We start from the raw sequence: 26,069 nt of genomic DNA on the forward strand, positions 1-26,069 counted from the left end.
AAGCCACGAAACCATACAGGGATTGGCTAACGCCTTTCCCTACAAGGCTCCGCCTTGAAAGTCAAAAAGCCACAAAACCATACTGGGATTGGCTAGCGCCTTTCCCTACAAGGCTCCACCTTGAAAGTCAAAAAGCCACGAAACCATACAGGGATTGGCTAACGCCTTTCCCTACAAGGCTCCGCCTTGAAAGTCAAAAAGCCACAAAATCAAAAAAGCAAGCTTTATGATTTAGCTTGCTTTTTGACTTATTCGTGACCCCGGAGGGATTCAAACCCCCAACCCTCAGAGCCGAAATCTGATGCGCTATTCAGTTGCGCCACGGAGCCAGATAATATAACACTCGGTTAAGAGCGCGCTAATATAGTTTATTTTTTACAATGGAGGAAATGGTTTTTCCATCTGCTTGTCCGGCGAGTTCCTTGGACACTATGCCCATAACCTTCCCCATATCCTTCATACCTTCCGCACCAATGGAATCAATGGTCTGTACCACCACTTTCTCTATTTCCTCTTCGGTCAATTGCTCAGGTAAAAATTGTTCTATTATGGCAGCTTGTGCAAGTTCTGGTTCAGCCAGATCCTCACGCCCCTGCTCTTTGAAGATCGCTGCACTATCTTTTCTTTGTTTAACCAATTTTTGAACCAACTTGGTTTCTTCAACTTCGGATAATTCGCCCCCTGCCCCACTGCTGGTCTGTTCTAAAAGCAAGGCGGATTTAATGGCCCGCAACGATTCCAACGCTACGGTATCCTTAGCTTTCATCGCTGCCTTCATTTTTTCCATTACCTGTGTTTGCAAACTCATAACCCAAAATTTTTTAAGACTACGAAGATAAAAAATAAACCCGAAAATAGCGCTTATTTTCGGGTTTAAAGTAGGTTGTTCACCAGTGGTTAATCCACATTGTCATGTAAAAATGAGTTGTTGGAACGCAATTGGATCTCATCATTACTATCCTCACTCAATGTAGTCCTGGAAACTTTCTTTTGAATCGGATTTTCGTTTAAGTTGACACCATGTCGCTTATATGCCGGTTCCTTTTCAATTTCATCGATATTACTCAGGTTATTCTGGAATTTATAATTGAAATCCTTCAGTTTCCTTCTTCGTTCATCGGCACGTTGTTTCAATAGTTCCTCTATGGGGCTATCCATAGGGTCTACTTCTTCAATTGGCTGCGGAGCTTTTTTTATGGTTTTCCTTTCAAAAACCAGTTCCTCTTCCATGATTTTCGGCTCAAACTCCTCGGCCTTTGATTTGGCCCCCGTAAGCTTGTTCTCCAACTCCATATAATCATCCAAACTATATCGGGTCTCACCTTCCTTGTTATATTCCAAAACCGGAATGACTTCCACATGCTCATTCACGTCCATGTCCTTAACCTCATCGTTAAGATTAAAGGTTACGACATTTTCCTTTTCTTCCTTCGCATCATTCAATGGCATATCAAAACTGAAGGTAAATTGATCTTCATCGACCTTCGTTGATGGAACTTCTTCCTGATCGATCACTTCAATGTCCCTGACCTTATCCTTGGTTTCAAAAATCACAAAATCATCTTCAGAAACATTTTCCGCAATGACCTCGTCGTAAAAAACATTGAAGTTCCTGATATAATTCGTGGTCGGGATCAAATCCAAACCATCATTTTGTTCCTTTTTCGATTTAACGAACAATGAAGCGATTTCCTCTTCATCTTCCACCAATTGGTGCACCACGTTTTGGGGTGTTAGATTCTGGACAGCTTTTTGCTCATCTTCAAGGGTATGGATTATTTTTTTTGATTCCGTATTTACGATATCATCTTGTTGATCTACATTAAAACCCGTAGCAATAACGGTTACTGCTATGGCCTCGCCTAAAGATTCGTCCTCACCGACACCCATTATGATATTGGCGCCAAACCCGGCTTCCGTTTGTATATGGTCGTTTATTTCACCGATTTCATCAATAGTGATTTCCTGTGAGCCTGAAACGATCAACAGCAATACGTTCTTGGCCCCCGAAATCTTATTATCGTTCAACAAGGGTGAATCCAACGCCTTCATTATGGCCTCATTGGCCCTTGAAGAACCGGACGCCATCGCAGAACCCATGATAGCGGTTCCACTATTGGAAAGAACGGTCTTAGCGTCGCGTAAATCTATATTCTGTGTGTAATGATGGGTAATAACTTCTGCGATACCGCGGGCAGCGGTTGCCAACACTTCATCTGCCTTGGAAAAACCAGCCTTAAATCCAAGATTACCGTACACCTCCCTTAACTTGTTGTTATTGATGACTATGAGCGAGTCAACATTAGCGCGAAGTTTCTCGATACCCTGTTGGGCTTGTTCACATCGCATTTTACCTTCAAATTGAAAAGGCATGGTTACGATACCAACGGTAAGAACATCCATTTCCTTGGCCTGCTTGGCAATGACAGGGGCAGCACCAGTACCTGTTCCCCCACCCATACCGGCAGTTATGAATATCATCTTTGTGGTAGTGTCCAACATGGCCTTTATGTCTTCCATACTCTCTATGGCAGCTTGTTCCCCGACCTCGGGATTTGCCCCGGCACCCAACCCTTCGGTCAAAGAGACACCAAGTTGGATTTTGTTTGGGACCGGACTATTGTTCAAAGCCTGTGAATCGGTATTGCAGATAACGAAATCAACACCGTTTATTCCGGCTTGGAACATGTGGTTTATGGCATTGCTACCACCCCCACCTACACCAATGACCTTTATGACATTGCTTTGGTTCTTTGGTAAATCAAAGGAGATACTATCTATTTCAGTGTTCTTGCTCATACTGTTTATATTACTGGTTTTTATAAGTGTTCTTTTTATACACGCCGATTATTCCGCGTTGTCCAAGAAATCCTTCAATTTTTCGGACCATTTATCAAATACTGATTTTCGTTCCCGTTTCTGGGGCGTTCCATTCGCGTTTACTTCATCTTCATTGGCAAAGACCATTTCCTTCTCTTCTTGTTGATCTCTTTGGGGAATTTTAACCTTTCTATCGTTCTTAACGGCGTTCATTAGCAATCCAACCGCGGTAGCATATAAAGGACTTGCGACCTCCTCATCGGAATCCCCTGCCAAATGCTCATTGGGGTACCCGATCCGGGTATCCATTCCGGTGATATATTCAACCAATTGCTTAAGATGTTTTAACTGACTACCGCCACCTGTCAACACAATGCCCGCAATCAATTTTTTCTTTTGCTCGTCGTGCCCATAGTTCTTTATTTCAACATAAACCTGCTCGATGATCTCAACAACCCTGGCATGGATTATCTTCGATAGGTTCTTAAGGGTGATTTCCTTAGGCTCACGACCCCGTAATCCGGGTATGGAGACTATTTCGTTATCTTTATTTTCACCTGGCCATGCCGATCCGAATTTGATCTTCAAAAGCTCGGCTTGCTTTTCAATGATCGAACAACCTTCTTTTATGTCTTCGGTAATAACCCCCCCTCCAAAAGGGATGACCGCGGTATGACGGATAATTCCATCCTTGAAAATGGCCAAATCGGTAGTACCGCCTCCTATATCGATCAATGCAACGCCGGCTTCTTTTTCCTCCTGACTCAAAACGGCGTCTGAGGAAGCCAATGGTTCCAAGGTGATTTTCCCCAAATCCAATCCGGCACTTTTAATACACCTACCTACATTCTTTATGGACGACACCTGACCTACGACCACATGAAAATTGGCCTCGAGCCTTCCTCCGTACATTCCCATGGGCTCTTTGATCTCTGCTTGCCCGTCTACCTTATATTCCTGGGGCAATACGTGTATGATCTCCTCTCCGGGAAGCATAACCAGCTTATACACCTGATTGCACAGTCTATCCAGATCATCCTCATTGATCACTTCTTCAGAATCTGCCCTCGTGATGTAATCACTATGCTGTAGACTACGGATATGTTGGCCGGCGATACCTACGACCACGGACCCTATTTTCAATCCTGAATTGACCTCTGCTTGCTCGACCGCCTGTTGGATCGATTTTATGGTTTGGGTTATATTATTGACTACACCTCGGTGTACACCCAGACTTTTAGACCTACCGATACCCAATATCTCAATTTTGCCATATTCGTTTTCCTTACCGATTATGGCCACTATTTTGGTAGTTCCAATATCTAACCCAACTGAATATTTCCCCTGTTCCATTTCCTTACTTATATTTTGGTGCACACTACTTGATTGTTAAACTCTAGACTTACAACATTGTATTCTCCCAAGGTACCATCCTTGTCCGCTTTTGAGTAAAATGCCTTGAAGTTGTTGAATTTCACATCCAAATTCACTATGTCCCCCAAGTTTACTACAAACTGTTCCATCCGAAACCTTAATTGATAATGCCCCACATCAACGATATGGATACCAATTACGTTCTTTCGCAAAAAATCGTCTTTGTTTATATATTGTAAAGTTTTATAAACATCCTCGATACTTTTACCTGTCACCTTTCCCGTGATCAATGGGACTCTTGCGGAATGACTGACGGATAACGGCATACGTTTCCCTTGATCATCCAAATAACACTTCAAATCCCCCTCTATTCTTCCGATTGGCTTACGTTGTGTGATTTTCGACGTAAGCTCCCCATTTACAGCAAGATACACTTGGGCACTTTTCACCATTTCATTGGTCTCAATGACCTTCTCTATAGTATTCAAAACTAATTTTTCTTTAGGCACATTTACAAGGGGTCCAAATTTTTGTATTAACAATTTATTAACCATGCCTTCGGTGATGTACAAATTGTTATCCCCTATGAATTCTATATGCACTTCCTTTACGTTTTTCCGACTACTCCTATGGTTCGAAAATGCGTATAGTCCTGTTATGACGAACAGTAGAACCCCCAGTTTTATGTAGTTCCAATCAATGCGCATGTTCATATCCATTTTGTATTTTTGACACTTCCAATCCAATATCCCCAGCACCCATAGTCACCAGTATATCAGGACTCTGCGACTTTATCTCTTCCAAGAGATCGTCTTTACTTACCAGTTTTTTCTTCGGGCCCGCTATCTTATCCAGCAACCATGACGCGGTAATCCCCGGTATGGGCTCCTCCCTTGCGGGATAGATATCCAACAAAAGAACACTCTGGAATTTCGACAAACTTTCCGCAAAGGCATCGGCAAAATCCCTGGTCCTGGAAAATAGATGGGGCTGAAAAACCGCCAATACCCCCTTATTCGGATGCATTTCGGTAATTGCCTGATATACCGCATTTATTTCCGTCGGGTGATGTGCATAGTCATCGATGAAAACAAAATCTTCCCCCTTGATCTTATATGAAAATCTACGCTGCACCCCTTTAAAGGTCTCCAAAGCCTTGACCAAAAGATCAGGTGAAGCACCGACTTCCAGTGCCATTGCAAAGGCCACAAGTCCATTAAGCAGATTGTGCTTTCCCGGTTTGTTGAACCTGACTTTGGCCATGGTCCTCCCCGGCGTTACCAAATCAAACACATAAGTCCCTTTTTGGATCCTTAAATTTTGGATACAAAAATCCGAATCATCTTCAATACCATAGGTTATGCCCTTTATCGGCAAACCCTTGCGAACGAATAATTTACCTTCAGGGGCTACCTTATCCGCGAATTCCCCGAAAGACTTTATCAGTTCATCCTTGGTACCATAAATATCCAAATGGTCGGCATCCATAGAGGTAATACAGGCCACATCGGGATGTAATCTCAAGAACGAACGGTCGAACTCATCGGCCTCCACAACGGAATATTTCGACCCCTTGTACAAAAAATTACTGTTGAAATCTTCCGAAATCCCTCCTAAAAAGGCCGTAAACGGAGTACCCGTCTCATTCAGCAAGTGTGCCAAAATACTCGAAGTGGTCGTTTTGCCATGGGTACCCGCAACTGCAAGACAAAACGTATCCTTGGTAATGAGACCCAAAACCTCGGATCGCTTTAATACCCCAAAACCATGGCCTAGAAAATACCGGTACTCCGAATGGTTCCCGGGTACGGCAGGCGTATAAACCACCAAGGTATTACGGGCATCCAAAAAGCGATCATCAATGGCCTTGACATCATCATGGTAATGGATCGCGATACCCAATTCGGAAAGTTCTTCCGTTAACGGGGTCTTGGTTTTATCGTAACCTGCAACATTCTTTTTAAGGAACTTAAAATAACGCGCTAAGGCGGACATACCTATGCCCCCTATGCCTATAAAATATACGTTATGTATTTCTTTAAGATCCATTTATCCTTACCCTATCAATTTTTCAATTTCATCAACAATCGAAGCGGTCGCATATGGCATCGCCAACTTCTTGATGTTTTTTCCCAATTGTTCTTGTTTTTCCTTTGAGTGTAACACTTCCGAAAAAACTTGCTCAAAACTTCCGTCCAAATCCTTTTCCTTCACCATTACCGCCGCATCTTCGTTTACCAAAGCCCTGGCATTCTTCGTTTGGTGGTCTTCGGCCACATTAGGCGAAGGGATAAAAAGCACTGGTTTACCTACGATACAAAGTTCGGACACCGAGCTTGCCCCTGCCCTCGAAATGATCATATCGCCGGCCGTATAAGCAAGATCCATCCTATTCAAAAAATCAAGCACCTTAACGTGTTCCGAATTGAACTTTTTATATTCCTCAAAATAGATCTTACCACATTGCCAGATTACCTGAATTCCCAGATCCTCGAAATAATCCAATTTTTGGGCAATCAGCTGGTTGACCCTTCTTGCCCCCAAACTTCCACCCAATACCAAGAGTACGGGCCGATCGGGATTCAATCCAAAAAAGTGCAACGCTTCCTCTTTACCCGTTCCCAAGGCCACCAAATCCCCTCGGACAGGGTTACCGGTTTTTACGATCTTATCCGACGGAAAAAAAGCCTCCATACCATCATAGGCCACACAAATTTTGGCTACTTTATCTTTCAACAATCTATTGGTTATGCCCGCATAGGAATTTTGCTCCTGCAAGACACACGGTATTCCCCGGCCGGAAGCTACCCTTAAAACGGGACCACTGGCAAACCCCCCGGTACCGATTACGGCATGGGGTTTGAATTTGGATACTATTTTACCTGCTTTGAACAAACTACTTATCAATTTAATCGGAAACATCAAATTCTTTAAGGTCAGTTTGCGTTGTAACCCGGTTATCCATAATCCTTCGATCCGGTACCCGGCTTGGGGTACTTTTTCCATCTCCATTCTATCCTTGGCCCCTACAAAGAGAAACTCGGCATTCGGATGCCTGTTTTTCAATTCATTCGCAATGGCGATGGCCGGATAGATATGCCCCCCTGTACCGCCACCGGAAAGTATGAATCTAAGAACTTTTCCAGGGTTCTTACCATCCGCTAAGTTTTGCTCTTTTAAGCCCATACCTCAATTTATAATTGTCCACTTAAAATCTCCAACGGATTGGAATCATCCATCCCGATTTGTGTATCCTCCACTTCTTCACTTTTTCTACTGGCACTCAATATGATCCCAATAGCCAAACATGTCATCCAGCTAGACGTACCCCCACTACTGATCAACGGTAGGGTTTGACCCGTTACCGGAAATAGCTCTACGGCTACCGCCATATTGATCATGGCCTGAAAAACAATGGGCAATCCCACTCCCAGTACCAACAATTTACCAAAGATCGTTTTATTGGCATTGGCCACCACTACGATACGAAACAATAGCAGCAGGTAGAAAAACATAAGGACAAATCCCCCCAACAAACCGTACTCCTCAATAATAATGGCATAAATAAAATCCGAAGAACTTTGTGGCAAAAAGTTTTTTTGAACACTCTTGCCCGCCCCTCTGCCGATCAATCCACCAGAGGCTATCGCTATTTTCGCCCTTTCGATTTGATAATCGGCCTCGGTATCCTCGGGGTTTGCGAAATTCTCTATCCTACTTATCCATGTATCCACCCGATTGGGAAACATATCCGGTGCCACCTTGGCGGTCAAAACAAACAGGGTTAGGAACAAAATACCCGTACCCACGATACCCAGCAAATATTTTATGGGATATCCGCCCAAAAAACACAACAACAACACCATGGAAAACATGATGGCGGCGGTGGAAAAGTTAGCGGGCAGAATCAATATCAACACCAAGAATACCGGTAACCATAGGGGAAGTATGCTTTTTTTAAAGGTGATGACCTCATCCTTGACCTTGGTCAGATAGCGCGCCACATAAATCATCAAAACCACTGCCGCAAGATTGGAGGTCTGAAAGGTGAAACCAACCAAAGGGATACGGATCCATCGACTGGCATTGGCCCCATCAATAGTGGTTCCCTGTGCCAGGGTAAACAGCAATAACACCAAAACAATCGGCATTGCAATCAAGGAAAGCCCCTTAAAGAAATGAACGGGAATTTTATGGACCCCATAAATAATACCGAAACCTAAAAACAGCAAAAAGGCATGTTTCACCAAATGTCCGCCAGTGGTACCATTACCGACCACATAGACTAAATTACTACTGGCGCTATAGACGGGCAAAAACGAAAACAAGGCCAAAAGTGCAACTACGGCCCAAATGGCTTTATCCCCTTCGATATTTTTAAAAAAGTTCAACACCCCTATAGATTTTTAACAGCTTCTTTAAATTGATCACCCCTATCTTCATAGTTCTTGAACAGGTCAAAACTCGCACAGGCCGGTGACAACAATACGGTATCGCCACGTTCGGCTATTTTGTAGGCTACTTTCACGGCCTCATCCATAGCAAAGGTTTCAACCAAAAGATCGACAACATTACCAAAGGCATCAATGATCTTTGAATTATCAGTACCCAAACAAATAATGGCCTTGACCTTTTCGCGTACCAAAGGCATCAATTCCTTATAATTATTACCCTTATCGACACCCCCGACAATCCAGACCGTTGGAGCGCTCATGCTATCCAACGCATAATAGGTCGCATTCACATTCGTCGCTTTCGAGTCATTGATATATTGGACATGCTGAATTTTAAGCACCTTCTCCAAACGGTGCTCCGCCCCCTGGAAATTGGCTACACACTCGCGTATGGTCTGCTTTCGGATTCCAACAAGCTTGGCCGCCAATGATGCCGCCATAGTGTTCTTTACATTGTGTTTTCCTTCCAGTGCCAGTGTATTCTCTTTCATTTCAAATGTTTCGTTATTAATCTTTATTATTATTTTATCATCTTTTAAAAATGCCCCTTGATCCATTTCCTTTTTAATCGAAAATGGCATTAACATGGATTTAACCGGGTGCTTGGCCAACCAACTTTCAATCACTTCATCGTCTGCATCATAGATAAGGTAATCTTCAACGGTCTGGTTCATTGCAATCCTGAATTTAGACGCTATATAATTCTCAAATCTGTAAGCATAGCGATCTAAATGATCGGGTGTAATATTCGTGATAATGGCCACATGGGGCTTAAACCCTACAATGCCATCCAACTGAAAACTACTTATTTCCAATACATAATTCCCATACTCATTTTCAGCAACCATCTTGGCGAAACTGTCACCGATATTTCCTGCCATCCCGACACTTTGCCCGCCTCCCTTTAAAATATGGTGGGTAAGCATCGTAGTCGTGGTTTTGCCATTACTACCCGTAATCCCTATGATTACCGCATCGGTAAATTGTGATGCGAATTCTATTTCGGAGATCACAGGGATGCCCGCCTCGACCAACTCAAGGACCAAAGGAACCGTATCAGGTATTCCCGGACTCTTCATGACTACATCCGCATGTAATATCCTTGATTTGGTATGGGCCTTTTCTTCCCAATCAATCCCATAATGTTCAAGAACTTTTTTATACTTTTCCTTTATTTCCCCTTTATCGGAAACAAAGACCCTATATCCTTTTTTCAACCCCAAAATGGCAGTACCTACGCCACTTTCCCCTCCACCAAGGACTACCAAGCACTCCATTTATCGGACTTTAAGGGTAATGACCGTTATTATTGCCAACATGACACCCACAATCCAAAAACGGGTTACTATCTTGCTCTCATGATACCCCCTTTTCTGATAGTGATGATGCAACGGTGCCATCAGGAATATCCGCTTTCCTTCCCCTAGGGTTTTCTTGGTATACTTAAAATATCCAACCTGCAACATGACGGAAATGGACTCCGCAAAGAAAATCCCGCACAATACCGGTATCAATAATTCCTTGCGTATGATAATGGCTATTACGGCGATTACCCCACCAATGGTCAAACTCCCGGTATCCCCCATGAATACGGTAGCGGGAAACGCATTGTACCACAAGAAACCGACCAAGGCACCTACAAAGGCCGTAATAAAAACCAATAGCTCACCAACACCTGTGATGTACATAATATCCAAATAGTCGGAAAATATAATATTCCCGGACACCCAAGTAAAAACCCCCAGGGTAAAGACGATGATCGCCGACGTCCCGGCCGCCAATCCATCTATCCCATCGGTTAGGTTCGCCCCATTGGAAACCGCCGTAACGATCAATATGATCATCGGAATGAATATCAACCAGGCATAATCCTTGGCCCCTTCTCCGGCCCAAGCGATAAGGTTACCATAATCGAATTCATTGTTCTTTATGAAGGGTACCGTTGTACGGGTTGATTTTATATCGGCCCCTTTGACCTGCTCAACCTTGTACTCGGCGTTTATTATGGTTTTGTCATGATCACGCATTGTTACTTCGGGATGAAAATACAAGGTAGCCCCTACGATGAGCCCTAAAACCACTTGACCCAAGATCTTAAACCGCCCTTTCAATCCCTCTTTATCCTTTTTAAAGGTCTTGATATAATCATCGACAAACCCGATAATCCCCATCCAGAGCATTGTCACGATCAAAAGAATGATATAAATATTAAGGATATCGGCAAACAACAATACAGGGATCAATGTGGCCAAAATAATTATGAGACCACCCATGGTAGGCGTACCTGCTTTTTGCTCTTGACCTTGCAGTCCCAGGTCCCTGATCTGCTCCCCGATTTGCTTTCGTTGCAAAAACAAAATCACTTTTTTACCGTAAACCGTAGCAATAATCAAGGAAAACAGAATGGTCATGGCCGCACGAAAGGTGGTAAAACCGAAGAGGCCCGCCCCCGGCAGCTGGTATTCCTTTTCCAAATATTCAAACAGATAATATAGCATTCCTAGTGATCGTTATGTATTTTATTTATCCAATGTCCTTAAAACTTCCCTTACTATTTTAAAATCGTCGAAATCAATCCGCTTCCCATTGGTTTCCTGATAGGTTTCGTGTCCTTTACCTGCGATAAGGATAATATCTTTGGGCATCGCCAATTGACAGGCCGTCTTTATCGCCTGTTTTCTATTTTCTATAGACAATACTTTACCGACATATTGAGGTTCTACCCCGGCTTCCATTTCCTCAATGATGACCGCTGGAAGTTCAGACCTCGGATTATCGGAGGTGAAAATGACCTTATCACTCATTTGGGCAGCGATTTTACCCATTACCGGACGCTTAGACTTGTCTCTATCGCCACCACACCCCACAACGGTGATGACGTTTTCATTTCCTGTCCTCAATGTTTCGATTGTCTCAAGTACATTCTTCAAAGCATCCGGAGTATGGGCATAATCCACTATAGCCGTAATTTTTTCTTTTGATATATGATATTGGAACCTTCCGTCCACAGTATCCAATTCACTGAGTAAACGAAGGGTCTCCAATTTTTCTAGCCCCAACAAATCGGCCGTGGCATAAATGGCCAAAACATTGTAGGCATTAAAACTCCCAATAAGTTTCGTCCACAATTGATCCTCATCAATCCGCAACAATTGTCCGTCAAACTGATTCTCAAGAATCTGGGCCCTATAATCGGCATAGGTCTTTAAAGCATAAGTGACTTTTCTGGCCTTGGTATTCTGTACCATGACCAAACCGTTCTTATCGTCGATGTTGGTAAGGGCAAATGCTTTTTTCGATAAATTATCGAACAATGATTTCTTGGTATCACGATAATCCGCGAACGATTTATGGTAATCCAAGTGATCATGGGTAAGATTCGTAAATATCGCCCCTTCGAACTGTAACCCTTCGGTTCGTTTTTGATGGATCCCATGGGAACTCACCTCCATAAAACAAAATTCGACCCCCTCATCGTTCATTAGGGCCAAGTACTTATTTATGGTCAAAGCATCAGGGGTGGTATGCAATGTTTTGAATTCCTTGTCATCGACCATTATTTTAATAGTGGATATCAGCCCCACCTTAAAACCGGCCTTTTTGAACAATTGATACAATAGACTACTTATGGTGGTCTTACCATTCGTTCCCGTGATTCCGATCAATTTTAAATTTCGGGATGGGTTCCCGTAATAATTGGAAGCCATTATGGCCAAAGCTTTGTTCGCATTATCGACTTCGACATAGACCACACCGTCTATCAATTGCTCGGGCATCGTTTCACACACAATGCAGACCGCACCCGAATCAATGGCCTTTTCAATATACTTATGACCGTCTGTCAAAACCCCTTTGATTGCCACAAAGACATCATCCAAACCCACTTTTCGCGAATCGAAAGTTATGGCATTTACCATGGTAGTGGTAGAACCACTCACCGCGGAGATACTGACCCCGAACAATATGTCTTTTAATAGATTCACGAAAGTTCCAATATTATCGTTTTAACTTTATTGATATCCGTTCCCTGCGAAATGGATTGTTTTTTGACCTTACCGTTACCTTTGACTTCTACATTCAATCCCAGGTTCTCAAGGATGGCTACGGCATCCATACCGCACATTCCCTTTACGTTAGGCACTTTTTCATATTTCTTTTGGGCTTCGGCATAGTACTTTTGATACGATTGTTCCAATCGCTCATCTTCCTCCTTGATCATTTCAACTTCATCGACCAATGGACTGGTGGCGTATACCTTTTGGGCCACCGATTTAAAAACAGGTCCCGAAACATCGGCCCCATAATATCCTACACTTTTGTCGGGCTCATGAATGACCACGATACAGGAATATTTCGGATTTTCGGCAGGAAAATAGCCCGCAAAAGTGGAAATATACCTTAGTTTATCGGGATCCTTGGACACATAATTCTTTTGTGCCGTACCTGTTTTACCCGCCATGGAAAAATTAGGGGAATACAACCTATGCCCCGTTCCGTGTTTTTTCTCCACAACATCCTTAAGTAACTGCTGTACTTTTTCGACGGTTTCCTTAGAGCATATTGAAGGATTGATCACTTCCTTATCAAATTTCACAATGGTCCTGTTCCACTCTTTAACCTCTTTGATCAATCTGGGCTTAACCATTTCCCCATCGTTCGCAATGGCATTATAAAAGGTCAGAACCTGCAGGGGCGTCATCGAGACCTCGTAACCATAAGCCATTTGCGCCAAGGAAAGGCCAGACCAACCCTTATCGCCGGGAGAACGCAATACGGGTTTACCTTCTCCCTTTATCGGCAGCCCCAATTCCGCACCGACCCCCATACTAAGAAGACGGTTCACATATTTCGAAGGCTTCTCTTTATAGCCGTTGTGGATTGTTTTTGCAAAAGCCGTATTTGAGGAAACCTCAAAAGCCTTTGCCATTGAAATTTTACCATATCCCCCGTGTTTGGAATCCTTTACCCTATGGTTATAGATCTTCCAATATCCTTTTTCCGTATCAACAACCGAACTCGTATCGATTACCTTATCCTCCAAAGCGGCAACCAAATTCATTAATTTAAAGGTCGATCCCGGTTCATGGGACTCCCCAATGGCATAGTTCAATCGCTCGTAGTATTTTCCTTCTTGGGTTCTACCCAAATTGGAAATGGCCTTAACTTCCCCCGTTTGGGTCTCCATAACGATCACCGTCCCATGTTCGGCCTTATAATGTTCCAATTGCCTTAACAAGGCATGATGGGCGATATCCTGAATATTGATATCTATGGTCGATATCACGTCGTACCCATCTTTTGGCTCAACGATATTATCCATACCGATGGGCTTCCATTGGCCCTTCGCTATTTTTTGTTTTAAACGCTTACCCTCAACACCGCGCAAATACTGACCGAAAGCACCTTCCAATCCAACCCGGGTATAGTAGCCGTTTTCATCCCTTCGTTCATACCCCACACTGCGTTCCGCGATTTTCCCCAAAGGGTGTTCCCGAACCGTTTTCTGCTCAACGATCAATCCGCCCTTATACGGTCCTTTATTCAACAAAGGAAAGCCCTTAACAGCCATATAATCGGAATAATCCAGATTGCGCACCAAAAGTGTGTACCGATTTTTATTGGCCTTCGCCTTACGTAAGATCTGTTGGTAATGGGAAGACGTCTTTCCGGTCAACTTGGACAACGCATCGGAAAGCGGCTTTACATTCTCTTTGAAATCGGCATCACTTACGGTAACGGCATCAAAGCGAATCGTATATTTCGACACCGAGGTTGCCAACAAGCTACCATCATCGGAATACAGGTTACCCCGATTTGGCGCAATGGTAAACATCTTCTCTGTTCGCTTATAGGCCAGATCCCTGTATTTATCCCCATCCACCAATTGGATGGACACCATCTTGAAAAGCACGGCACAAGCGAACAGGAATAGAAATACCGCCACAACGTATAACCTATTTAATATTCTCTTTTCGGAAACTGCCATTATTCCTTAAATGATTTAACCTTTATTTTCTTTGGGGGTGTTTCAGAGGGATACAATCCCTTACTTTCCACAATCTTCGTAATTGTGGATTCCAACTTTAAACGCTGTACATCGGAACGTAGTTCAACAAATTCGCTACGCAGTTCCTTCACCTCTTCGTTCAGGGCGGCAATCTGATGCACTTTCCTATCGGCACTGTGTGAACTACCGATCATCACCGTTGCCAAAAAGGAGACGAAAATAATAAACAACCAGTGTTTCGGGGCGTCTCCGCTCACCAAAAACTTACCTTTCAAGACGTCCAATATTCCTTTTTTCATCGTGTTGTCAAATGCGTTCCGCTATTCTCAATTTCGCACTTCGCGCCCTGTTGTTCACTGCAATTTCCTCTTTCGTCGGCACTACCAAACCACCAACTTTCCTTAAGGGCACATCAATGTTCCCATAAAAATCCTTCTCAGGCTCCCCTTCGAACAGTCCCGACCTAATAAAGCGTTTCACTAACCGATCCTCCAAAGAGTGATAACTGATAACACTTAATCTACCACCGGGTTTCAGCAATTCAGGCACCTGTTGTAAAAATTCCTTGATCACCTCGATTTCCTGGTTCACCTCTATACGGATGGCCTGATAAATCTGGGCCAAGATCTTATGCTCTTTATGCTTTGGTAAAAACCTCCCCAACACCTCCTTCAATTGGGCCGAGGTTTTTATCGGAGCTTTCTCCCTACTTGCAACGATCACATTCGCCATGGCGTTGGCATTTCGCAAATCACCATATTGAAACAACACCCGCCTCAAGTCATTATATTCGTAGGAATTCACGACATCATAAGCCGATACAAGTCCTTTTTGACTCATTCTCATATCCAAATCGGCATCAAAACGCGTGGAAAATCCACGTTCCGCCTTATCGAACTGATGGGAAGAAACCCCAAAATCGGCCAGGATACCATCTACTTTTCGAATGCCATAGAACTTTAAAAACTGCCTTATATACCTAAAATTTTCATTGATCAATGTTAACCTAGCGTCATCCACTTTGTTATCCAACGCCTCTTCATCCTGATCAAAAGCAAACAACCTACCTTCCGGACCGAGGCGTTTCAGGATTTCTTTTGAATGCCCTCCTCCTCCGTAGGTCACATCCACATAAACCCCATCGGCCTTGATATCAAGTCCATCAACGGACGCCTCGAGAAGTACCGGATTATGATACATCAGGAATGTTTTCACCTAGACCTCCCATAACTTCCTCTGCCAAGACCTCAAAATCATCATCAGTGATCTCGATGGCCTTTTCATAACTGTCCTTATCCCATATCTCAATAATATCAACAGACGGACTTAGCGCTATTTCCTTTACGATGCCCGCTATTGACATTAGATTTTTCGGAATCAACAACCGCCCTGCATTATCAACCTCAACCTCTTTTACCCCAGCCATGAAAATGCGAATGAAATCATTGTTCTTTTTAACAAAGCGATTCAACTTTTTGATCTTAAGCATCATCTCGTTCCACTGGGCCATGGGCCAAAGCTCCAAACAAGCACCACTGACCGAACGCTTTAAGACAAAGCCTTCGTTCAAAACCGGCAATAGCCTATTTTTGAGGGCAGATGGTAACATTACCCTACCTTTGGCATCAGCTTTACAGTAATATGCTTCGTTAAAATTTATCACCCTAAACGGTTGGTTTTCTTATATAGAACTCAAATATATAGAATTTATTACCACTATTTACCACTATTTACCACTTTGTTAATAAATTCATGGCTTTCGAAGCTTTTTTCGGCCATGGGCCGAGTTGACACCTTTCGTGGTTTTTAAAAAAAGCTTTGGTTATTCCTTAGTGAAAACAGCCAATTACCAATCAGATCAATAGATATATCAATAAGGAATTGCCTATATTTGTCAATTCAGACCAGAAGTATTCTCAATGGAAGAAAAGATTATTACAGAGGGCAAATACCGATATATTGAGAAAGGAGAAGGAATCCCGATTATTATTTTGCATGGACTTATGGGAGGTTTAAGCAATTTCAAAGGGGTCTCTGAACATTTCCCGAAAAAAGGCTACAAAGTGTTGATCCCGGAATTACCCATCTACACCATGCCCCTGTTAAAGACCACAGTAAAGAGTTTTGCCAAATACCTTGAAGGCTTCATAGAATATAAAGGGCTGAAAGATGTGATTTTATTGGGCAATTCCCTAGGAGGACACATAGGACTGCTACATACCAAATTGTACCCCGAAATGGTAAAAGCCCTTGTCATTACCGGTAGTTCCGGACTTTATGAAAGTGCCATGGGTGATGGGTACCCCAAACGAGGCGATTACGAATTCATAAAGAAAAAGGCCCAAGACGTATTTTATGACCCTGCGGTCGCAACCAAAGAAATCGTTGATGAAGTTTTTGCAACGGTAAACGACCGGGTCAAACTGGTAAAAACATTGGCCATCGCAAAGAGTGCCATTCGCCACAACATGTCCAAGGACCTGCCCAAAATGAAAACCCCCACCTGTATAATCTGGGGGGAGAACGACTCGGTCACCCCTCCCAATGTGGCGAAGGAATTTCACGAACTATTACCCGATTCCGAATTGTTCTGGATAAAGAAATGCGGGCATGCCCCGATGATGGAGCACCCCAACGAGTTTAATGAGATACTCGATGCCTGGTTGGAAAAACGGAATTTTTAAACCCGAATTACATGAAAATCAAGTCGGCCGACTTTGTAATGAGCAATTCCGATGTTGCCAAATGCCCTAACGAGCCTTTACCCGAGTACGCCTTTATCGGCCGGTCCAATGTCGGAAAATCCTCCTTGATAAACATGCTTACAGAACGTAAGAGTTTGGCCAAAACATCGGGAAGACCGGGAAAGACCCAACTGATCAATCATTTCAAAATAAACGACAATTGGTTTTTGGTGGATTTACCGGGGTACGGTTACGCCCGTGTTTCCAAAAAGGACAAAAAAACTTTTCAAAAATACATTACCGATTACTTTTTAAAACGGAAACAACTGGTAAGTGCCTTTGTATTGGTTGATATTCGTCATACCCCACAGAAAATAGACATGGAATTCATGGAGTATCTGGGCGAAAACATGATTCCGTTCAGTATTGTGTTTACCAAAGCCGACAAATTGAAGCCCGCGAGCATCGCGAAGAACGTGGATGCCTATCTCAACGAATTGATGACCGGTGTTTGGGAAGAAGCCCCCAACCATTTCATCACCTCTTCATCCAAGAATGTTGGGCGGGAGGAACTGCTGACCTATATCGACGAAGTTAACCGACTGTTTTTTGAAGAGAACAAATTATAACCCCATTCTCGATTGTAGCAATTGAATCAATTCTTCCGGATTTTCGATGGCATCAAGTCGATCCTTGGCCACTAGCACCTCCATACCACCTTTTGAAGCCACTAAGATTATGGGATACTGAAACGCATAACCGAATTTTGAAGCGTATTGTTTTTGAAACTCATCTTTATGCAAGAATTCCAATTCCCTTGCAGCTTTTTTCCTGAAGTCTTTCCAAGCCTTCTTTTCAGAAAATACCCCGAAAGTCACATTACAAAGATTACAATCGTATGTTTTCGGACTCCATATTTTATGCAAACTATCCATGACCCCATTGCGGATACCGGAATTCGCATTATACACAAATATGAGCTTTTCCTGATTTGATTTTCCCCGATGTAAAGTCCCCGAATCCATATTTCCTTTCTGAATTGGTCTTTCGGGATCCAAAAAACTTACAATGATGTAACACGGGCCATACGTGATAGCGGTCAGCAGCTTAAAGCCACTGACCGCATTATGGTTTCGATATTATCTCATTTCGAATGGTTGCCCGGTACTTTCAAGCGCGGCAAACCAGAATCCACCCTCCATGTTGATCTTCTTTCTTGAAGAAGTAACGGCACTGATCGGCAGGTACACATATTGGTTATTTACCACGCCTACAACGAACTTCGTTTTACCGGCCATGGCCCCATGGAGCGCATGATATGCCAAACCGCTACAAAATACGCTATCGCCTGGATTGGCAGGAGCACTTCTGATGATATAACTTGGATCTATATATTTAATGGTCACCTCGTAATCCTTTTTCTTGAAGAACTCGGAAATTTTATTCTTTAGCAATATTCCGATATCATCATGTTGAATATTCCCGGAAGCATCGGTAACTTGCTCCTTGTCGTCTTTATCGAATAAATTCTGTCCGGCCCCTTCGGCTACAACGATAACCGCATGTTGTTTTGCATCCAACCGCTTCTTCAGGGTTTCCAAAAATCCGTTTTCCCCTTCGAGTTCAAAATGCATTTCGGGAACCAGGACGAAATTCACCACAGGCATCGAAATCGCTGCAGAAGCCGCAATGAATCCACTGTCACGCCCCATTAGTTTTACGATGGCTATACCGTTGTAAGCCCCTGTCGCTTCATTATGCGCATCCCTTATAATCGCATTTGCCACATTATATGCGGTTTCAAAACCGAATGTTTTGTCTATGATACTGACATCGTTATCAATGGTCTTGGGAATACCGATAATCGATATGTTCAATCCTTGCCTGGCAATTTCCTCTCCAATGGCGTTGGCGCCTTTTAACGTACCATCACCACCGATTGCAAATAGCATATCGATACCATTATCATAAAGGGTATTCACCATTTCCTCCACGTCTTGCCCCCCTCTTGAGGAACCTAGGATGGTTCCACCAAATTGATGGATGTTATTTACGCTCGCGGGAGTCAAATCGACAAAACCATGCCCATAAGAGGGTATTAAGCCTTCATATCCATAGCGTACCCCTACAATCTCCTTAACCTCATAAAAATAATGGAGCCCCATGACCAAACTACGGATCACATTGTTGATACCAGGACACAATCCGCCACAAGTGACTATTGCCGCTTTGGTCTTTTTGGTATTGAAGTATATCTTTTCCCTAGGACCCGCTTTCTCCAAGGTAACGGGCTCTAAATTTTCATTAACACAATTATCGTGGTCTTTCAACGAGATGTGTCGCAATATCCTATCGTTATCGGTAACAAAGTTGAAGATATCATCACCTTTTCGCTTACTTAAACCCAAAGGTGAATCATATGTAGCTTCACCTAAAACATCGATATCAAATTTCTCTACGTCTGCCATATTTCGATTGTTTGTTGTTGTATTAAAACAAGCTTCAAAAGTACTACAATTGCGTAAAAATCGCACACTGATTCAAGCCAATCTTACATTAAATTTTTCATTTTTCGGATTATGCCCCAATCGGAATTCAACTTAGGAAGTCATTTCTTCTTGTTCGAACCTTAAAAATTAAAATATTGGCAACGAATTCCCGATTATTTATTCAATTCAAGCTTTTCTGCAAAATATGCACAAAAATCCTTCATGGTCGCCGTCATTTTTTCATCTTGGGTCGCTTTCATAAACGTATCCGACATCGCGACCAAGGTTTGATGAAAGAACACCTTCATCTCATCAACAGGCATATCCTTTGTCCATAAATCTATCTTCAGGGATTCTTGGTTATTACTATCCCAGACAGACAACATCATTGCTTTGGCCTCCTCATTATCGATTCCCCCATCTTCAGCGGACCAGGTAAGTTTTTCGGGTACCCGGTTTTCATCCAACCCCACTTTTAAACGTATTTCGGATGTATGTAGTTTTGCCATTTATTTATTTGGTTTGTAATTCGATTTTTTAAATATCTCTTCTCCGGAAAGGTCCATGAGCTGTTGCAAAGTAAGCGTATTGCGATCCATAAAGGAACGTACGATCTGCCAGCCTAAATAACGCCCCAACCGTCCTGGGGATTCGTTATCAAGCTCCAATCCGAATTTCGAAAAAGGAGCTGGGTCCAGAAATCGTTTTGCCAACTTGTTATCCGTACTGTAAAGCAATTCCCTTTCGACAAAATAACGCCAAATAGGCTCCTCATTGGCCTGGGCCCATAGTAATTGATCATCGGTGTAGCCTATTTTCCGTTCATCGGTCTGAAAGGGCATTATCCTATCCTTGAGATACAGAATCTTGCCATAATATATCAGCTGTTCCAAAAAGGTACGGTCTTTGGGCAGGGGTACTTTTTTATTGGCATAAGCCCCTGCAATATCACTCACCATAAAACGACGGTCCATCTCCGCGGCTATATATCGCTGCAATCCTGCATAGTACTTATGTTCGGGACCCAGATAATTATCCAACCCCACCAGCAACAAACTGTCGGCCAATATAACGCGATTTTGATAATCAACATCATTGGTCACTGTGATCATTCTTGGAATCCGATCTTTTGGGAAGTAATACTTAATATACTTAAACAACATTTCAACATCGGAAATCTCCTCATCAAAATCCTTGAATTCCGCCATGACCTCCCCTCTCAATTCAATCTGAAGGGAATCATTCAATTTGGCCACCCATACACTATCGGGAGCAGGAAAAAAATATGGATATGCCTTTCTCAGTTTGGGAATATCCTCTGGGGTAGCTTGCGCAAATTCATTGTCGAATCTTGAAACCTTCAGTTGCAAAGGAATTTTACTCACTGCTTCCGCAATTTTATCCTCATTCTTACAACCTACGATGGTAAAAGCAAATACGATGAATAAAAAAAGTGGGTTTTTCATAAAAAGAATCATCCTTTAAATTTTAACCTTAGACCGTAAGGTTTTATTTTTATCGGCAAAGTTAATCGTTTTAACCAAATAAAATCTTCCTTGAAAACCGAAGTTCAATAAGTTGGGCCGTTTGCAAGGGCCGTCCAAGATTCCACTGTTGCATCACCCACCCATGGTTTTGTACCGATAGGCGTAGGAACAGGGCCCAAATCGGCACTTCTTACCCTGGGTCGTCATGGGCGATGAAAATAAAGACAAGGGAAAGACCCCAAGGGAATTTCATGGAAGGGAAAACGGATTTTCGGTGTTATCAAAAGACGGGACACCACCATTCAACCTTAAAAATTGAACGTTAAACCTATTATTTTATTCCGAATGCATAAAAACAACCGCTTAACTAGTAATCAAGCACATAAGACGAGTAAAATACCATAATATCTCAAATAAATTCAATTTTGCCTAAGGAATTAAAGGAATTAGCCCTACATTGTACGTCATATTTTAAATACGTCACTATGGGTGAATTTTCAAGAAAAAAAACAACAAGATGATCAAAGTGTTAATTGCTGACAACCATCCTATTATAAGAATGGGCGTTAAACAAGTATTGAACAATGCAAGTGGATTTGAAGTTATCGACGATGTTTCAACTACTTCCGAGCTTTTCAGTAAGCTGGAAACGACTTCCCCTGACGTGGTAATGTTGGAAATGGACATTCCGGAGATCAATGGCATCGCCACGTTAAGAAAGATTAAAAAAGAATACCCCAACGTTCGGGTGTTAATGTACAGCGGACAATCGGAGGATGTATACGCACTTAGCACCATTAGGGCCGGAGCTTCCGGTTACCTATCTAAATCCGCGGAAATCGATTATATCATTTCTGCCGTTAAAAAAGTAAGTGAAGGAAACATGTTCATAACCAACGAACTTGCCCAACGATTGGCTTTTGACGAAGGAACCCAAAAACCCCGCAGATTCTTCAGAAAGTTGTCTACAAGGGAAGTGGAAGTCCTAAAACTGTTGGCCAGTGGAAAACGCAACAAGGATGTGGCCGAAGGCCTGAACCTTAACGAAAAAACCGTAAGTACCTATAAGGCCCGTTTAATGAAAAAATTAAACGTGGACAATATGGTCGATTTATTGCAACAAGCCAAGGCCTTGGAGTTGTATTGAATTCAAAAATTGACAAAACCGAAAAAACCTGACCGAATGGCCAGGTTTTTTTTGTTTGGAACATCCCCAAAGTACGCTTTTCAAATCCTAGGACAGTACCCGATTCAGTTTTTTATTCAATAGCTTGTTCAATTGAAGATAATTCATGATCTCCTCCAAGGTTTCGGTATTATCCGCTGTTCTTTCTTCCGTACTATTCTGCAAAACCTCCATTCTTTTTTTGATCAAATAACACCGAAGCGTCAAAATAGTTTCACTTACCAATTGGGATACCCCTACTTCCTTTTCCTTGGGATATATATCCTTGCTTTCCCATTTATGCAGGGTATACTTCTCCTCTTCCATTAAAATGGAAGATATCTCGGTCACCATTTCTTGGTCCAATTCGGCGATAAAGGTATTGACCGCAAAATCCTGCTTTTGGTTCAGTTCCTCGATCAACTTGTAATATATATTTTTGAAATTAGGATTTGTCAATTCAATTTCGTCATCCTGAAGGTCCAAATATATTTTCTCAAAAACCTTGGCCTCCATCGATTCAGGCTCCAAAACCAAATCACCCTGATCATTCTCTTTCAATATCAAGTCCTCAAAATTTTCTTGCCGGTTACCATATAACAGCAATAGCTCTATGATCTTTCGTTCCAGTTCGTATTGCACATCGACCTTTTGGGGCAAAGGCTCATTTTTAACCACCTCAAAAGCCTGCTGTTCCTGTTTAACTTTCTTGGCGGCATCGGCAATATCCTTTTTACCGATCTGGGCCAGGGTGTTGAAAAGGACAGCTTCGGAAATGTTCATGATCTGGGCACATTCCTGGATATAGATCTCTTTTTGTATTCGGTCCGGGATTTTTGAAATGCTATGTACGATATCCCGTACCGTATCGGCCCTTTTTATGGGATCGTTGGCAGCCTCCTTGACCAATAGGGAAGCCTTGAATTGGATAAAGTCCTTTGAATTTCCCTGTAGATATCGGTTCAATTCCTCCAGATCATTGTTCTTGGCAAAACTATCGGGATCTTCACCCTCTGGAAAAGTGCAGACCTTTACGTTCATCCCCTGTTCCAATATAAGGTCTATCCCCCTTAGCGACGCCCGGAGTCCGGCGGCATCACCATCGAAAAGGACGGTTATATTTTTGGTCAACCGGTTAATAAGTCTGATCTGCTCAGGGGTCAATGCCGTTCCACTGGAGGCCACGACATTATGGATCCCCCTTTGATAAAATTGGATCACATCGGTATACCCTTCTACCAAATAACAATTATCCTCTTTGGCAATGGCTTGTTTCGCGTGATAGATGCCGTAAAGCACCTTACTTTTATGGTAAATATCACTCTCTGGGGAATTTAAATATTTGGCCGCCTTTTTATCGTTGGTCAGGATCCGCCCCCCAAAACCCAAAACCCTTCCGCTCATCGATTGGATCGGGAACATGACCCGCCCTTTGAACCGATCGAACTTCCTTGGATTGTTGGGATTGTTCACATCCTCCTTTACGATGGTCAATCCCGTTTTCTCCAAATAATGGAGTTTATACCCTTTGTCCAAGGCTGCAGTGGTAAAACCGTCCCATTGATCCAGGCAATACCCCAAACCGAATTTCTTTATGGTTTCGTCGGTAAAGCCCCTTTCCTTGAAATAGGTCATCCCTATGGCCTTGCCGAGTTCGGATTCCCAGAGCATTTGTGCAAAATGCTTTTGGGCGAACTCAGAGACCAGATACATGCTTTCGCGTTCATTGGCCTCCTGCTTCTGCTCATTGGTACGCTCGGTCTCCTCTATTTCGATATTGTATTTCCTAGCCAAATACTTTATGGCCTCGGGATAGGTGAAGTGTTCGTGCTCCATTAAAAAAGCCACGACGTTACCCCCTTTTCCGCTACTGAAGTCTTTCCAAATCTGCTTTACGGGCGAAACCATAAAGCTGGGCGTACGCTCATCGGAAAACGGACTAAGTCCCTTAAAATTGGAACCTGATTTTTTCAACTGCACAAAATCGCCTATGACCTCCTCCAAACGGGCGCTCTCATATACTTTGTCTATGGTCGATTTTGAAATCATTCGTTAAATGAAATAGCCGATAAAAATAGGTAATTTTTAGCTTATCTTAGTTATTCAATTCAATACAGATGATTCTATTCTTCGGCACACGCCCCGGAAAGGGACAAATGGTTAATCTCCCCAATGTGAAATGCGTATTTTGCGGACAGGCCAATACACTTTCCGCATGGACCCAAGCGAACTATTTTCATTTATTTTGGATCAAGATCTTCAAGATATCCACCCAAAAAGCCATCGAATGTTCCCATTGTAAACGTGTGTATTACAAAGAGGAGTTTACCCAGGAAATGGTCGACGCCTTAAAACAGGTCGATCTTATGGACTAAATAGGCCATAAACCGATCAAGGCACCGGCTTTGGCCAAGACCCTATACAATGAAGTATTATTCATAAATCGAAACGAAGGCCTAGGGAGATGTTATGCTGATCCACCAAAGCATCCTTGAACATTGGATTAAGATCATACTTTGCATACAACAACACCCCTTCCACACCGGCATAGGCACTTAGACCATAGATCAAATCATTGGTATTATATCCTCTTTTTAATTTATCCTTTACATTCTCCCCATCCCGATCGTATTTTAATTTTTGACGGGTGCCCAGATTAAAACCACCATACGCGCCTATGCCCAATCGGAATTGGTTCTTTAAGGAATACCGAATACTATTATCGGTTCTGTGCACTTTGGACGGTCCCAATTCAAAATGGACAGGGAATACCAGATTATCCATCCGCAACTTGGATTTCTTTAATTCATATTCAAATTCCCGCAACACCACTTGCCCATCTTCTTCCACGAAATACTGATTGTCATTAGGCTTTAGTCCGTTGAATTGCAAAGAGAAGCCATAATTGAACCGTAAAAAATTACTGTGTTCAAAAACCCTTGTACGCCAGGACCATCCCATTTCAAAAAAACGGCTTCCACCAATTTTATACGGGGAATCGTTGATGGATTGCCCATCGATCAAGGCATTGTTTAAACCTATGGCGAAAACAAAATCGGAATAGGTCCTACGGTCATATTTCAACTCCCTTTTCTGCTTTCTTTTTGTTGCCAAAAGTATTGTTGAGCCATCGGACCTCTTGAGGTTAAGATTGAATTCAACAGCGGAAATACCCGTAGAATCGGTGGCTTCCACATTCATGACATTACCATTGTTACGTTCGAGTAGAAGAATTTCATTATCGACGATTGCTATCCGGTTTTCAATGTTCAAGGCCCTCTTCTTAGCGGCGGACTCCTTGAGAAGTTTAGCCTCTTCATAGCTTATTTGGTTTTTCCCATACCGCTTGTTGATTTCCTCAACCTCAATTTTCAATGCTTCCTTTTCCTGTTCGCCAATAAGCTCTTTTTTAGCTTTTAACATTTCAATCTTGCGTTGATAATCCCCGTTTTCCTGGGCAACGGCCTCCTGGACTGCAAAAGCCGTTAACCAAACTGCTAGATAGATAATAATGACCCTCATACTGATTTTGATTTTTAGGACCCTCCTCTCCCACCCTCATTAATAGAGGGTAGAATAAAGAAGATCG

At 42.7% G+C, this 26,069-nt stretch carries 24 protein-coding genes and 1 tRNA gene; 4 read left to right on the forward strand and 21 right to left on the reverse strand.

What is annotated here, in order from left to right:
• Positions 1 to 255: 255 nt before the first annotated feature.
• The 15 genes from PHU20_RS17510 to PHU20_RS17580 form a co-directional block, all read right to left on the reverse strand.
• Positions 256 to 329 (reverse strand) — tRNA-Arg (locus tag PHU20_RS17510).
• Positions 330 to 358: 29 nt separating this feature from the next.
• Complete coding sequence (locus PHU20_RS17515) at positions 359 to 808, reverse strand: GatB/YqeY domain-containing protein (RefSeq protein WP_274826707.1); 450 nt, start codon at positions 806 to 808, stop codon at positions 359 to 361.
• 89 nt (positions 809 to 897) lie between these two features.
• The gene (gene ftsZ, locus PHU20_RS17520; protein WP_274826708.1) at positions 898 to 2,799 is read right to left on the reverse strand and encodes a cell division protein FtsZ; all 1,902 of its coding nucleotides are present in this window, start codon (positions 2,797 to 2,799) and stop codon (positions 898 to 900) included.
• A 48-nt stretch (positions 2,800 to 2,847) separates the two neighbouring features.
• Positions 2,848 to 4,173 (reverse strand): cell division protein FtsA, encoded by a 1,326-nt coding sequence (gene ftsA, locus PHU20_RS17525; RefSeq protein ID WP_274826709.1) that lies wholly within the window; start codon positions 4,171 to 4,173, stop codon positions 2,848 to 2,850.
• An 8-nt stretch (positions 4,174 to 4,181) separates the two neighbouring features.
• Complete coding sequence (locus PHU20_RS17530) at positions 4,182 to 4,901, reverse strand: cell division protein FtsQ/DivIB (RefSeq protein WP_274826805.1); 720 nt, start codon at positions 4,899 to 4,901, stop codon at positions 4,182 to 4,184.
• On the reverse strand, positions 4,891 to 6,243 hold the full coding sequence (murC, locus tag PHU20_RS17535) for a UDP-N-acetylmuramate--L-alanine ligase (protein WP_274826710.1): 1,353 nt from the start codon (positions 6,241 to 6,243) through the stop codon (positions 4,891 to 4,893). The genes PHU20_RS17530 and murC overlap by 11 nt, the downstream gene beginning before the upstream one ends.
• Positions 6,244 to 6,249: 6 nt before the next feature.
• Positions 6,250 to 7,380 (reverse strand): undecaprenyldiphospho-muramoylpentapeptide beta-N-acetylglucosaminyltransferase, encoded by a 1,131-nt coding sequence (gene murG / locus PHU20_RS17540; protein WP_274826711.1) that lies wholly within the window; start codon positions 7,378 to 7,380, stop codon positions 6,250 to 6,252.
• Between the two features lie 8 nt (positions 7,381 to 7,388).
• Positions 7,389 to 8,588: an FtsW/RodA/SpoVE family cell cycle protein gene (locus PHU20_RS17545; RefSeq protein WP_274826712.1), complete on the reverse strand. Its 1,200-nt coding sequence runs from the start codon at positions 8,586 to 8,588 to the stop codon at positions 7,389 to 7,391.
• Between the two features lie 2 nt (positions 8,589 to 8,590).
• Positions 8,591 to 9,925 (reverse strand): UDP-N-acetylmuramoyl-L-alanine--D-glutamate ligase, encoded by a 1,335-nt coding sequence (gene murD / locus PHU20_RS17550; RefSeq protein WP_274826713.1) that lies wholly within the window; start codon positions 9,923 to 9,925, stop codon positions 8,591 to 8,593.
• Positions 9,926 to 11,146, reverse strand: coding sequence for a phospho-N-acetylmuramoyl-pentapeptide-transferase (gene mraY, locus PHU20_RS17555; RefSeq protein WP_274826714.1), 1,221 nt, complete (start codon positions 11,144 to 11,146; stop codon positions 9,926 to 9,928).
• A 21-nt stretch (positions 11,147 to 11,167) separates the two neighbouring features.
• Entirely contained in the window at positions 11,168 to 12,631 is a 1,464-nt protein-coding gene (locus PHU20_RS17560; RefSeq protein WP_274826715.1) for a UDP-N-acetylmuramoyl-L-alanyl-D-glutamate--2,6-diaminopimelate ligase, read from the reverse strand.
• Positions 12,628 to 14,634 carry a penicillin-binding protein gene (locus tag PHU20_RS17565; protein ID WP_274826716.1) on the reverse strand — a complete coding sequence of 669 codons (2,007 nt, stop codon included), beginning with the start codon at positions 14,632 to 14,634 and terminating at the stop codon, positions 12,628 to 12,630. Before PHU20_RS17565 ends, PHU20_RS17560 begins: the two co-directional genes overlap by 4 nt.
• Positions 14,634 to 14,954 carry an FtsL-like putative cell division protein gene (locus tag PHU20_RS17570; protein ID WP_274826717.1) on the reverse strand — a complete coding sequence of 107 codons (321 nt, stop codon included), beginning with the start codon at positions 14,952 to 14,954 and terminating at the stop codon, positions 14,634 to 14,636. Before PHU20_RS17570 ends, PHU20_RS17565 begins: the two co-directional genes overlap by 1 nt.
• 7 nt (positions 14,955 to 14,961) lie before the next feature.
• A complete protein-coding gene (rsmH, locus tag PHU20_RS17575; RefSeq protein WP_274826718.1) occupies positions 14,962 to 15,855 on the reverse strand; it encodes a 16S rRNA (cytosine(1402)-N(4))-methyltransferase RsmH in 894 nt (297 codons plus the stop codon).
• A complete protein-coding gene (locus PHU20_RS17580) occupies positions 15,845 to 16,318 on the reverse strand; it encodes a division/cell wall cluster transcriptional repressor MraZ (protein ID WP_274826719.1) in 474 nt (157 codons plus the stop codon). The genes rsmH and PHU20_RS17580 overlap by 11 nt, the downstream gene beginning before the upstream one ends.
• Before the next feature lie 256 nt (positions 16,319 to 16,574).
• Here PHU20_RS17580 and PHU20_RS17585 point away from each other — a divergent pair, with 256 nt between their 5' ends.
• Both PHU20_RS17585 and yihA read left to right on the forward strand, forming a co-directional pair.
• Positions 16,575 to 17,339: an alpha/beta fold hydrolase gene (locus PHU20_RS17585; RefSeq protein WP_274826720.1), complete on the forward strand. Its 765-nt coding sequence runs from the start codon at positions 16,575 to 16,577 to the stop codon at positions 17,337 to 17,339.
• Between the two features lie 11 nt (positions 17,340 to 17,350).
• Positions 17,351 to 17,968 carry a ribosome biogenesis GTP-binding protein YihA/YsxC gene (yihA, locus tag PHU20_RS17590; protein ID WP_274826721.1) on the forward strand — a complete coding sequence of 206 codons (618 nt, stop codon included), beginning with the start codon at positions 17,351 to 17,353 and terminating at the stop codon, positions 17,966 to 17,968.
• Here the strand turns inward: yihA and PHU20_RS17595 are convergent.
• The 4 genes from PHU20_RS17595 to gldB all read right to left on the reverse strand — a co-directional run bounded on the left by PHU20_RS17595 (position 17,963) and on the right by gldB (position 21,294).
• Positions 17,963 to 18,364: a GTPase gene (locus PHU20_RS17595; protein WP_274826722.1), complete on the reverse strand. Its 402-nt coding sequence runs from the start codon at positions 18,362 to 18,364 to the stop codon at positions 17,963 to 17,965. The genes yihA and PHU20_RS17595 overlap by 6 nt on opposite strands.
• Positions 18,365 to 18,478: 114 nt before the next feature.
• Positions 18,479 to 19,807 (reverse strand): ATP-dependent 6-phosphofructokinase, encoded by a 1,329-nt coding sequence (locus PHU20_RS17600; protein ID WP_274826723.1) that lies wholly within the window; start codon positions 19,805 to 19,807, stop codon positions 18,479 to 18,481.
• Between the two features lie 194 nt (positions 19,808 to 20,001).
• Entirely contained in the window at positions 20,002 to 20,337 is a 336-nt protein-coding gene (gldC, locus tag PHU20_RS17605; protein WP_274826724.1) for a gliding motility protein GldC, read from the reverse strand.
• Positions 20,338 to 21,294, reverse strand: coding sequence for a gliding motility lipoprotein GldB (gene gldB, locus PHU20_RS17610; protein ID WP_274826725.1), 957 nt, complete (start codon positions 21,292 to 21,294; stop codon positions 20,338 to 20,340).
• Positions 21,295 to 21,832: 538 nt separating this feature from the next.
• Between gldB and PHU20_RS17615 the strand changes: the two genes are divergently transcribed.
• Positions 21,833 to 22,462: a response regulator gene (locus PHU20_RS17615; RefSeq protein WP_274826726.1), complete on the forward strand. Its 630-nt coding sequence runs from the start codon at positions 21,833 to 21,835 to the stop codon at positions 22,460 to 22,462.
• A gap of 87 nt (positions 22,463 to 22,549) precedes the next feature.
• Here PHU20_RS17615 and dnaG read toward each other — a convergent pair whose 3' ends face one another.
• On the reverse strand, positions 22,550 to 24,529 hold the full coding sequence (gene dnaG / locus PHU20_RS17620) for a DNA primase (protein ID WP_274826727.1): 1,980 nt from the start codon (positions 24,527 to 24,529) through the stop codon (positions 22,550 to 22,552).
• Positions 24,530 to 24,597: 68 nt separating this feature from the next.
• Between dnaG and PHU20_RS17625 the strand changes: the two genes are divergently transcribed.
• On the forward strand, positions 24,598 to 24,855 hold the full coding sequence (locus PHU20_RS17625; RefSeq protein ID WP_274826728.1) for a zinc-ribbon domain-containing protein: 258 nt from the start codon (positions 24,598 to 24,600) through the stop codon (positions 24,853 to 24,855).
• Between the two features lie 61 nt (positions 24,856 to 24,916).
• On the opposite strand, the gene PHU20_RS17630 is transcribed toward PHU20_RS17625, so the two are convergent.
• Complete coding sequence (locus tag PHU20_RS17630) at positions 24,917 to 26,002, reverse strand: porin family protein (RefSeq protein ID WP_274826729.1); 1,086 nt, start codon at positions 26,000 to 26,002, stop codon at positions 24,917 to 24,919.
• Positions 26,003 to 26,069: the final 67 nt, after the last annotated feature.

Origin of the sequence: Maribacter polysaccharolyticus, assembly GCF_028882255.1 — a bacterium.
In the GTDB taxonomy this organism is placed as follows: Bacteria; Bacteroidota; Bacteroidia; order Flavobacteriales; family Flavobacteriaceae; genus Maribacter_A; species Maribacter_A polysaccharolyticus.